General features: G+C 63.1%; 9 protein-coding genes. 4 read left to right on the top strand and 5 right to left on the bottom strand.

Features of this window, described 5'->3' with window-relative positions:
• Together AC1DWF_RS26680 and AC1DWF_RS26685 are read left to right on the top strand one after the other, a co-directional pair.
• Positions 1–469: UDP binding domain-containing protein (locus AC1DWF_RS26680; protein WP_476842239.1), on the top strand; the 469-nt coding region annotated here is incomplete at its 5' end.
• Between the two features lie 163 nt (positions 470–632).
• The gene (locus tag AC1DWF_RS26685; protein WP_476783626.1) at positions 633–1,529 is read left to right on the top strand and encodes a UTP--glucose-1-phosphate uridylyltransferase; all 897 of its coding nucleotides are present in this window, start codon (positions 633–635) and stop codon (positions 1,527–1,529) included.
• A 60-nt stretch (positions 1,530–1,589) separates the two neighbouring features.
• Here AC1DWF_RS26685 and scpA read toward each other — a convergent pair whose 3' ends face one another.
• The 4 genes from scpA to AC1DWF_RS26705 all read right to left on the bottom strand — a co-directional run bounded on the left by scpA (position 1,590) and on the right by AC1DWF_RS26705 (position 7,924).
• Complete coding sequence (gene scpA, locus AC1DWF_RS26690) at positions 1,590–3,731, bottom strand: methylmalonyl-CoA mutase (RefSeq protein WP_476788130.1); 2,142 nt, start codon at positions 3,729–3,731, stop codon at positions 1,590–1,592.
• Positions 3,732–3,795: 64 nt separating this feature from the next.
• Positions 3,796–5,799, bottom strand: coding sequence for an acetyl-CoA carboxylase biotin carboxylase subunit (locus AC1DWF_RS26695; protein WP_476842240.1), 2,004 nt, complete (start codon positions 5,797–5,799; stop codon positions 3,796–3,798).
• Positions 5,800–5,810: 11 nt separating this feature from the next.
• Positions 5,811–7,343 (bottom strand): acyl-CoA carboxylase subunit beta, encoded by a 1,533-nt coding sequence (locus AC1DWF_RS26700; RefSeq protein ID WP_476783622.1) that lies wholly within the window; start codon positions 7,341–7,343, stop codon positions 5,811–5,813.
• Positions 7,343–7,924: a biotin transporter BioY gene (locus AC1DWF_RS26705; protein ID WP_476783621.1), complete on the bottom strand. Its 582-nt coding sequence runs from the start codon at positions 7,922–7,924 to the stop codon at positions 7,343–7,345. The genes AC1DWF_RS26700 and AC1DWF_RS26705 overlap by 1 nt, the downstream gene beginning before the upstream one ends.
• 166 nt (positions 7,925–8,090) lie before the next feature.
• Here AC1DWF_RS26705 and AC1DWF_RS26710 point away from each other — a divergent pair, with 166 nt between their 5' ends.
• Complete coding sequence (locus AC1DWF_RS26710) at positions 8,091–9,503, top strand: helix-turn-helix domain-containing protein (RefSeq protein ID WP_476804256.1); 1,413 nt, start codon at positions 8,091–8,093, stop codon at positions 9,501–9,503.
• A 141-nt stretch (positions 9,504–9,644) separates the two neighbouring features.
• Here the strand turns inward: AC1DWF_RS26710 and AC1DWF_RS26715 are convergent, their stop codons facing one another.
• Positions 9,645–9,998 carry a DUF423 domain-containing protein gene (locus AC1DWF_RS26715; RefSeq protein WP_476783619.1) on the bottom strand — a complete coding sequence of 118 codons (354 nt, stop codon included), beginning with the start codon at positions 9,996–9,998 and terminating at the stop codon, positions 9,645–9,647.
• 191 nt (positions 9,999–10,189) lie between these two features.
• Here AC1DWF_RS26715 and AC1DWF_RS26720 point away from each other — a divergent pair.
• Positions 10,190–10,568: Tex-like N-terminal domain-containing protein (locus tag AC1DWF_RS26720; RefSeq protein WP_476842241.1), on the top strand; the 379-nt coding region annotated here is incomplete at its 3' end.

A 10,568-nucleotide genomic window follows, 5' to 3' on the forward strand; every position in this document is an offset into this window, starting at 1 on the left:
GTTGAAGTCGGTCGAAGAGCGCAACAATGCCCAAAAGGCGGTGCTGTTCGACAAGCTCGCGGCCTATTTCAACGGCGATCTCGCGGGAAAAACCTTTGCCTTGTGGGGGCTCGCCTTCAAGCCCAACACCGACGACATGCGCGAGGCCCCAAGCCGCGTTTTGATGGAGGCGCTGTGGGGTGCCGGCGCCAGGGTCCAGGCCTACGATCCCGAAGCGATGCAGGAGGCGCAGACCGTCTACGGCCAGCGCGACGACCTTTTGCTCTGCGGCACCAAGGAGGCGGCCTTGCGCGGCGCCGATGCGCTGCTGATCGCCACCGAGTGGAAGAATTTCCGCGCGCCGTCCTTCGAGGTGATCAAGCAGGCGCTTGCAACCCCCGTCATCTTCGACGGCCGCAATCTCTACGACCCGCGCGTGCTCGCCCGCCACGGCATCGATTACATCTCCATCGGGCGCAAGGCAGCCTGACCGCAACATACTGAAATCTTTGTTGATTGCGTATCCCGAGGCAGCCCATTCCGGCTGCCTCAATATTGTCATCAGTTCGGAACAATAGCCGCATCCAACGGTTCTTACCTACACGTAAGAATACGTCCGAAAAGCATGCAAGAACGGGGAGAACTTTATGGCAATCAGGAAAGTCAGGAAGGCCGTCATTCCGGTCGCGGGTCTGGGCACGCGGTTTTTGCCGGCGACCAAGTCTATGCCGAAGGAAATGCTGCCGGTCGTCGATCGGCCTGTGGTGCAATATGCAGTCGACGAAGCACTTGAGGCCGGCATCGAGCACATCGTCTTCGTGACGGGCCGCAACAAGGCGGTCATCGAGGACTATTTCGACCTTCATCCCGAGCTGATCGGCACGCTCGAACAGGCCGGCAAGGTCCACGAGCTCAGGTCGCTGGAGAGCCTGCTGCCGGTGCCGGGTACCACCAGTTTCACCCGCCAGCAGGCGCCGCACGGCCTTGGCCACGCTGTCTGGTGCGCGCGCGACATCATTGGTGATGAACCTTTCGCGCTGTTGCTGCCCGACATGGTGTCGTTCGGCAAGCGCGGTTGCCTCGCCGAGATCATGGAACTCTATGGCGAGACCGGCGGCAACGTCATCGCCGTCGAGCAGTGTGCGCCGCACGAGACCAACAAATACGGCATCGTCGGCAAGGGTGCTGCTGTCGGCTCGGGCTTCGAGGTGACCGCGATGGTCGAAAAACCGAAGCCGGCCGATGCGCCGTCGAATTTCTACATCAATGGCCGCTATATCCTGCAGCCGGAGGTCTTCACGCTGCTGGGCACACAGGCGCGCGGCGCCGGCGGCGAGATCCAGCTGACCGATGCGATGGTTCGCCTTGCCACCAGCCAGGCCTTCTTTGCCCGGCCGTTCGCCGGCCGGATGTTCGACTGCGGCTCGAAGGAAGGTTTCATCCAGGCCAATGTCGCTTTCGCGCTCAAGCGCAACGACCTCAAGGGCACGGTGCTCGAAGCCTTGCGCGAGATGATCGCCGAGCACGACCGCGAAAACATGCCGACCTGATCGGAAAAAAAAGGCCCGCTTGTCGTCGGCAAGCGGGCCTTTTTTATTTTCTAAGCCGGCTTACTCGTTGCGGCGCTTGCCTTCCATCAGGTCGAGCACGGCGCGCGCGGCATCAAGCACATTGGTGCCGGGACCGAACACGGCTGCGACGCCATGGTCGAGCAGGAACTCGTAGTCCTGGCGCGGGATGACACCGCCGACCACCACGATGATGTCTTCAGCGCCCTTGGCTTTCAGCGCCTCGACCAGTTGCGGGGCGAGCGTCTTGTGGCCGGCGGCCAAAGACGACATGCCGACAACATGGACTTTGGACGCGATTGCCGTATCGGCGGCCTCGCCGGGTGTCTGGAAGAGAGGTCCGGCAATGACCTCGAAGCCGATGTCGCCGAAGGCCGAGGCGATGATCTTGGCACCGCGGTCGTGGCCGTCCTGGCCGAGCTTGGCCACCATGATGCGCGGCTTTTCGCCTAGTGAGCCGGCAAATTGTTCGAGTCGCGACACCAGCGTCTTGAATTCCGGTTCGCCGTCATAGGCCTGGCCATAGACGTTCTCGACGACTTCGGGCACCGCAACATGATCGCCAAAGGCGCGGCGCATGGCGTCGGAAATCTCGCCGACAGTGGCGCGCGCCCGGGAAGCCTCGACGGCGGCGGAGAGCATGTTGCCTTCGCCGCTGCGGGCGACCTTTTCGAGTGCTGCCAGTGCTGCCTCGACGCGGCTGGGGTCGCGCTGGCGTCGGGTGCGCTCGATGCGCTCGATCTGCGACAGGCGCACGGCGGAATTGTCGATCTCGAGGAAATCGTGATGGTCTTCCTGCTCGAGCCGATACTTGTTGACGCCGACGATGACCTCTTCGCCCTTGTCGACGGCGGCCTGGCGGCGTGTCGCCGCTTCCTCGATCATGCGCTTGGGCAGGCCTGTTGCGACCGCCTTGGTCATGCCGCCCATGGCCTCGACTTCCTCAATCAGCGCCCAGGCCTTTTCGGCGAGGTCGTTGGTCAGGCTCTCGACGTAGTAGGAGCCGGCGAGTGGATCGACGACCTTGGTCACGCCCGTTTCATGCTGGAGGATCAACTGGGTGTTGCGGGCGATGCGCGCCGAAAATTCGGTCGGCAAGGCGATCGCCTCGTCGAAGGAGTTGGTGTGCAGCGACTGCGTGCCGCCAAGTGCCGCCGACATCGCCTCGAAGGCGGTGCGCACGATGTTGTTGTAGGGGTCCTGCTCCTGCAGCGACACGCCAGAGGTCTGGCAGTGGGTGCGCAGCATCAGCGACGAAGCCTTCTTGGGCTCGAATTCGGCCATGATGCGCGACCAGAGCAGGCGCGCGGCGCGCAGCTTGGCCGCTTCCATGAAGAAGTTCATGCCGATGGCGAAGAAGAACGACAGTCGTCCGGCGAACTCGTCGACGTTGAGCCCCTTCTTCAGCGCCGCCCGCACATATTCGCGGCCGTCGGCGAGCGTGAAGGCCAGTTCCTGCACCAGCGTCGAGCCGGCTTCCTGCATATGGTAGCCGGAGATCGAGATCGAATTGAACTTCGGCATCTCCTTAGCCGTGTACTCGATGATGTCGGCAACGATCCGCATCGAGGGCTCGGGCGGATAGATGTAGGTGTTGCGGACCATGAATTCCTTGAGGATGTCGTTCTGGATGGTCCCCGACAGTTTTTCGCGCGAGACACCCTGCTCCTCGCCGGCGACGATGAAACTGGCGAGGATCGGGATAACCGCGCCGTTCATCGTCATCGACACCGAGATCTTTTCGAGCGGGATGCCGTCGAACAGGATCTTCATGTCCTCGACCGAGTCGATGGCGACGCCGGCCTTGCCGACATCGCCTTCGACGCGCGGATGGTCGCTGTCATAACCGCGATGGGTGGCAAGGTCGAAGGCCACCGACACGCCTTGCTGGCCGGCGGCGAGCGCCTTGCGGTAGAAATTGTTGGACGCCTCCGCCGTCGAGAAGCCGGCATATTGGCGGATGGTCCAGGGACGGCCGGTGTACATCGTCGCGCGCGGACCGCGCAGGAACGGCGCGAAGCCCGGCATGGAATAGAGATTGTCGATGCTGGAAAGATCGTCGGCCGTGTAGAGCGGCTTGACGTCGATGCCTTCGGGCGTGTTCCAGACAAGCGTATCCGGCGACGCCTTGATCTCGCGTTCGGCGAGCTTTTTCCACGATTCAATCGATGGTTTGTCGGTCATTGGGGCCTCCTCAGGCGCCGGTGTCCTCCCCACAAGGGGAAGAGTGWAAGTGCCTGGACTTCCATCACTCGAATTCCATGATCAGCTCGTCGACGGCCAGGCTTTCGCCTGCGGTCGCAGCGACGCGCTTGACCGTGCCCTTGCGTTCGGCGCGCAGCACGTTKTCCATCTTCATCGCTTCGACGGTCGCCAGCGACTGGCCGGCTTCGACCTCGTCGCCTTGCTTGACCAGGATCGACGTTACCACGCCCGGCATCGGGCAAAGCAGCATCTTTGAGGTGTCGGGCGGCAGTTTTACCGGCATCAGCTTGGCGAGTTCGGCGACGCGCGGGCTGCGCACATGCGCCACCACGTCCATGCCTCGCCAGCGCAGACGCCAGCCGGTGCCCGAACGCGAGGTCTTGACCCCGATCGAGTTGCCGTCAACGGCGAAGTTGGCGTGCAGATGGCCGGGCAGCCAGTCGCTCGACACGGCCAGCGAGGTACCATCGTCGAATTCGACAACCGTGCCGTCGGCACCGTCCCTGACGTGCAGCGGCAGCGTAAAGCCGCCAAGCGTCACCACCCAGTCGGCACCCACCGGGCGCTGGTGATTCGCAAGCGCGCCGGAGATCTGGGCACCGCGACGCTGCATCGACAAATTGATCAGTGCTGCCACACCGGCAAGCTTCGTAGCATCGGCCTCGGCAGGCGCGACGCCGGCGAATCCGTCGGGATATTCCTCGGCGATGAAGGCGGTGGTGATGGCGCCCGAGCGGAAGCGCGGATGATCCATGACGGCCGACAGGAACGGCAGGTTGTGGCCGATGCCTTCGACCTCGAAATCGTCGAGCGCGCGGCCCATGACCTCGATGGCAGTGGCCCGGTCCGGCGCCCAGCTGCACAGCTTGGCGATCATCGGGTCGTAATACATCGAGATTTCGCCGCCCTCGAAGACGCCGGTGTCGTTGCGGACAACCGTGTCGTCATCGCGCTTGCCTTCGACCGGCGGGCGGTAGCGGGTGAGGCGGCCGATCGACGGCAGGAAATTGCGGTAGGGGTCTTCRGCATAGAGCCGGCTTTCGATCGCCCARCCGTTCAGTCTCACGTCGCTTTGGCCAAAGCGCAGCTTTTCGCCTGCGGCAACGCGGATCATCTCCTCGACGAGATCGATGCCGGTGATCAGTTCGGTCACCGGATGCTCAACCTGCAGGCGGGTGTTCATCTCGAGGAAGTAGAAGTTCCTGTTACCATCGACGATAAACTCGACCGTGCCGGCCGAGAAGTAGCCGACCGCCTTGCCCAGGGCCACGGCCTGTTCGCCCATCGCCTTGCGGGTTTCGGCGTCGAGGAACGGCGACGGCGCTTCTTCGATGACCTTCTGGTTGCGGCGCTGGATCGAGCATTCGCGCTCGCCGAGATAAAGCAGATTGCCGTGCTGGTCGCCCAGCACCTGGATCTCGATGTGGCGCGGCTGGGTGACGAATTTTTCGATGAAGATGCGGTCGTCGCCAAACGACGATTTCGCCTCGTTCTTCGATGACTGGAAGCCTTCGCGCGCTTCGGCGTCGTTCCAGGCGATGCGCATGCCCTTGCCGCCGCCGCCGGCGGAGGCCTTGATCATCACGGGATAGCCGATCTGGTTGGCGATCTTCACCGCCTCATTGGCGTCCTCGATCAGGCCCATATGGCCGGGAACGGTCGACACGCCTGCGGAGGCCGCGATCTTCTTCGACGTGATCTTGTCGCCCATCGCCTCGATCGCAACCGGGGGAGGTCCGATGAAGGCGACGCCCTCGGCCTTTAGCGCCTCGGCGAAGTTCGAGTTCTCCGAAAGAAAGCCATAGCCGGGATGCACCGCATCGGCACCAGTCTGGCGCACCGCGTCGATGATCTTCTGGATGACGATGTAGGACTGGTTCGAGGGCGCCGGCCCGATATGGACGGCCTCGTCGGCCATCTTCACATGCAGCGCTTCGCGGTCGGCGTCGGAATAGACCGCGACCGTTGCGATACCGAGTTTCTGGGCCGTCTTGATGACCCGGCAGGCGATCTCGCCACGATTGGCGATGAGGATTTTCTTGAACATGTTTGACCTGCTCACAAAGGTATCGTGTCGTGCTTCTTCCACGGCGCTTCGGCCTTCTTGCCGCGCAGGGCGGCGAAGGCGCGGGCGATGCGGCGGCGCGACGAATGCGGCATGATCACCTCGTCGATGAAGCCACGCTCGGCGGCGACGAAGGGATTGGCGAAGCGTTCTTCATATTCCTTGGTGCGCGCGGCGATCTTTTCGGGATTGCCGAGTTCCGAGCGATAAAGGATCTCGGTCGCGCCCTTGGCCCCCATGACCGCGATCTCGGCGGTCGGCCAGGCGTAGTTGATGTCGGCGCCGATATGCTTGGACGCCATGACGTCATAGGCGCCGCCATAGGCTTTTCGGGTGATCAGCGTGACCATGGGAACGGTCGCCTGCGAATAGGCGAACAACAGCTTGGCGCCGTGCTTGATGACACCGCCATACTCCTGTGCCGTTCCCGGCAGGAAGCCCGGCACGTCGACCAAAGTCAGGATCGGGATCGAAAATGCGTCACAGAAACGAACAAAGCGCGCAGCCTTGCGCGACGAGTCGATGTCGAGGCAGCCGGCCAGCACCATCGGCTGGTTGGCCACCACGCCGACGCTCTGGCCCTCGATGCGCATGAAGCCGGTGATGATGTTCTTGGCGAAGGCTTCCTGGATCTCGAAGAAATCGCCTTCGTCGGCAATCGCCAGGATCAGCTCCTTCATGTCGTAGGGCTTGGCCGCGCTGTCGGGGATCAGCGTGTCGAGACGCTTCTCCAACCGCGCCGGATCGTCGTGGAACGGCCGCACCGGCGGCTTCTCGCGATTGTTCAGCGGCAGGAAGTCAAACAGCAGGCGGACCTGCTCCAGCGCTTCGACGTCGTTTTCATAGGCGCCGTCGGCGACTGACGACTTTGACGTGTGGGTGCGCGCACCGCCGAGTTCTTCCGCCGTGACGATCTCGTTGGTGACGGTCTTCACCACGTCGGGACCAGTGACGAACATGTAGGAACTGTCGCGCACCATGAAGATGAAGTCGGTCATGGCAGGCGAATAGACAGCGCCCCCAGCGCAGGGGCCCATGATGACGGAGATCTGCGGCACCACGCCCGAGGCGTCGACATTGCGCTTGAACACGTCGGCATAGCCGGCGAGCGAGGCCACGCCTTCCTGGATGCGGGCGCCGCCGGAATCGTTGAGGCCGATGACAGGGGCGCCGTTGCGCACCGCCATATCCATGATCTTGCAGATCTTTTGGGCATGGGTCTCCGACAGCGAGCCGCCGAGCACGGTGAAGTCCTGGGAGAAGACATAGACCAGGCGGCCGTTGATTGTGCCCCAGCCGGTAACGACGCCGTCGCCCGCCACCTTCTGCTCGGCCATGCCGAATTCGGTGGTGCGGTGGGTGACATACATGTCGAACTCTTCGAAGGAGCCTTCGTCGAGCAGGACGTCGATGCGTTCGCGCGCCGTCAGCTTGCCCTTGGCATGCTGGGCGTCGATGCGTTTTTGGCCACCGCCGAGACGGGCCTCGGCGCGGCGGGCTTCAAGCTGTTCGAGAACGGCGCGCATCAGTTCATGCCCTTTGCGGAAAGCCACTTCCAGGCTGCGGGGAAGGCGAGGGCCGCAAGCACGGCCTTGGCGATGTCGCCCGGGATGAAGGGATAAAGGCCGAAGGCCAGCACAGGCTTGTCGAAGCCAATGACGGAGCCGAGCCAGAGCAGGCCGGGGACGTAGATCACGGCGCCGGCAAGCAGAGCAGCCGCCATGGCCGAAAGCGCGTTACGGTCCCAGCCGCGTTCGGCCAGCCAGCCGGCAAGCAGGGCTGCGGGCAGGTAACCCAGGAGATAGCCGCCGGTCGGCCCCATCATGTAGGCGAGGCCGATGCCTTTTTCCGGCGTGCCGGCGAAAACAGGCAGGCCAAGCGCGCCCTGCATGAGGTAGAGCGCGACGGCTGCCCCGCCACGCACCGGACCGAGCGCCAGGCCCAGCCCGATCACGACAAGCGTCTGCATGGTCATCGGCACGGGATAAAACGGCACCTGGACCTTGGCCGACAGCGTCAGAAGCAGCGAACCTGCGACGACGGCAACGACATCCATGGTGCTGAGCCGGCTGGTTTGCCTGTCGGCAACGGCTTGGTAGAGCGTCATGAGCTTTCTCCCGCGCTACGAGTTTGAAAAACAATGGCCTCTCGCCGCGTCAGCGGCAAGCAGCGAAGTTGGCGCAATAGCCCCATGGCGCGCGCAGGAAAACAGTTGAAAGTGTGCGAAAGCGTAATATACAAATTCGAGAACTGTAAATTGCGAATTTGCAAACATGGTGTCACGCAAACTCTATATCGGCCGCAAGGTGCGCGAGCTGCGCGAAGCCAACAAGCTGACGCAGGCGAGCTTTGCCGAACGCATCGGCATCTCGACAAGCTATCTCAACCAGATCGAGAACAACCAGCGCCCGGTTTCGGCCTCCGTCCTGCTTGCGCTCGCCGAAAAATTCCAGATCGACATCACGGAGATTTCGCAAGGCGACGGCGACCGGCTGTTGTCGGCTCTGTCAGAGGCACTCAGCGATCCGCTGTTTGAGAACTATGCGCCCAATCTGCAGGAGCTCAAGCTGGTGACGCAGAACGCACCGGGTTTTGCCCGGGCGCTGATTTCGGCGCACCAGGCCTATCGTCGCAACAGCGAGCAGCTCGCCAGCCTCGACGACACACTCGGCAAGAGCATCGGCCTGACCGAGCCGACGCCCTATGAGGAAGTCCGCGACTTCTTCCATTTCGTCGACAACTACATCCACAGTCTGGACCTCGCCGCCGAGCGGCTGGCCCATGAACTCGGCATTGGCGAGCGCGACAGCTATGCGGCGCTGGCCGGACATCTCGAAAGCCGTCATGGCGTGCGCATCGCTCGTGCTGACGCCAATGATGACGCGCTCAGGCGCTTCGATCCCAAGTCGGGCGTGCTGTTCCTCAACACCTATTCGCCGGTCGCCACCCGCAGTTTCCAGATCGCTTTCCAGATCGCCGAGATGGAGATGGAAGCAGAGGTTGCGCAGATCGCGCGCACCGCCGATTTCCGCACCAGCGAGGCGCTGGAGATCTGCAAGATGGGCCTGCGCAACTATTTCGCCGGCGCACTGACCTTGCCCTATCAGGTTTTCATGAAGGCGGCGGGCGAGTTGCGCCACGATCTGGAACTGCTTGCGGCGCATTTCGGCGCCAGCATCGAGCAGGTGGCGCATCGCCTCAGCACCTTGCAGCGGCCGGGCCACAAGGGCGTGCCGATCTTTTTTGCCCGCATTGATCGTGCCGGCAACATCACCAAGCGCCATAGTGCCGCCAAGCTGCAGTTCGCCCGCTTCGGCGCGGCCTGCCCGCTGTGGAACGTGCATCAGGCCTTCGAGACGCCGGGCCGGATCATCCGCCAGCTCGCCGAGACGCCCGATGGCGCGCGCTATCTCTGCATCGCCACGGAGATTTCCAAAGGCGGCGGCGGCTTCAACGCGCCGCATCGCCGTTACGCCATCGCACTTGGCTGCGAAGTCGCCTACGCCCGGGACTTCGTTTATGCCGACGGGCTGGAGTTGGGCAGCAAGACCGCCTTCGACCCGATCGGCATTTCATGCCGCATCTGCGAGCGCACCAATTGCCAGCAGCGCGCCGTGCCGCCGCTCAAGCGCAAGCTGGTGATCGACAAGGACGTCAGGCATCCGTTGCCGTATCGGATCAGCTGACGCTGAATTGCCCCTCACCCTTACCCTCTCCCCGTGAAGGACGGGGAGAGGGGGCGTCAGCGTTGCGGCCATCCTCCTTCTCCCCGTCCTTACGGGGAGAAGGTCCGGCAGGGGATGAGGGGCAACTCGGCCCTGATTGACCTAGTCCTTGCGGGAAAGTACCGCGCCAACGGCAAGCATCAGCCAGCCCAGGATCATTCCGGTGCCGCCCAAGGGAGCCGCGAATGGAAACAGCCGCTGGCCGAGATATTCGCGGGCCAGAAGATCACCGGAAAACAGCAGGACCGCCACTAGAAGAATGGCTGCGCCAATGTGGAGAATTCTGCTGCCGGCGACAACCAGCGACAGTGCGATCAGGGCAGGGGCGTGGAAAAGCAAGAAATTCGCCGCGGTTGCGACATTGACGCTGCCGCCATGGGTTGCCGCCGCCGACAGCGCCACGCCCGCAGCACCAAACAGTGCGCCTGCCGCAAATAGCACCCTGTCAAACTTCATTCGTTCGCTCCCGTCTTCACTTGGCGGTAGCATATAGCTTCGGCGCCACGAAATGACCTGGGCTAGTTGCGCCGATTGCCGCAGGATGGCCGCTTTCCTGTGGACCTTGAACAGGCGCGGCTGATTGGCCGTTTGGCGTTCTGCCCCGCAGTCACTATGTTCGCGCACCGTTCAACAGGCACCAGGATTCCATGGCTGGCGACAACAGGAAAATCGCCGCGATCATCGCGGCCGAGATCAATGCGAAGCCCGAGCAGGTCGTGGCCGCCGTCGGACTGCTCGACGAGGGCGCGACCGTTCCGTTCGTCGCGCGCTACCGCAAGGAAGTGACAGGCGGCCTCGACGACACCCAGCTGCGCAATCTGTCCGAGCGCCTGGCCTATCTGCGCGAGCTTGAAGCGCGGCGCGCCGCAATCGTCGAGTCGATCACCAGCCAGGGCAAGCTGACCGACGATCTGGCGATCCGGATCGCCACCGTCACCACCAAGGCCGAGCTCGAGGACATCTACCTGCCCTACAAGCCCAAGCGCCGCACCAAGGCGGAGATCGCCAGGGAGCGCGGCCTTGGCC

Source organism: Aminobacter sp. P4_D5 (genome assembly GCF_056401815.1).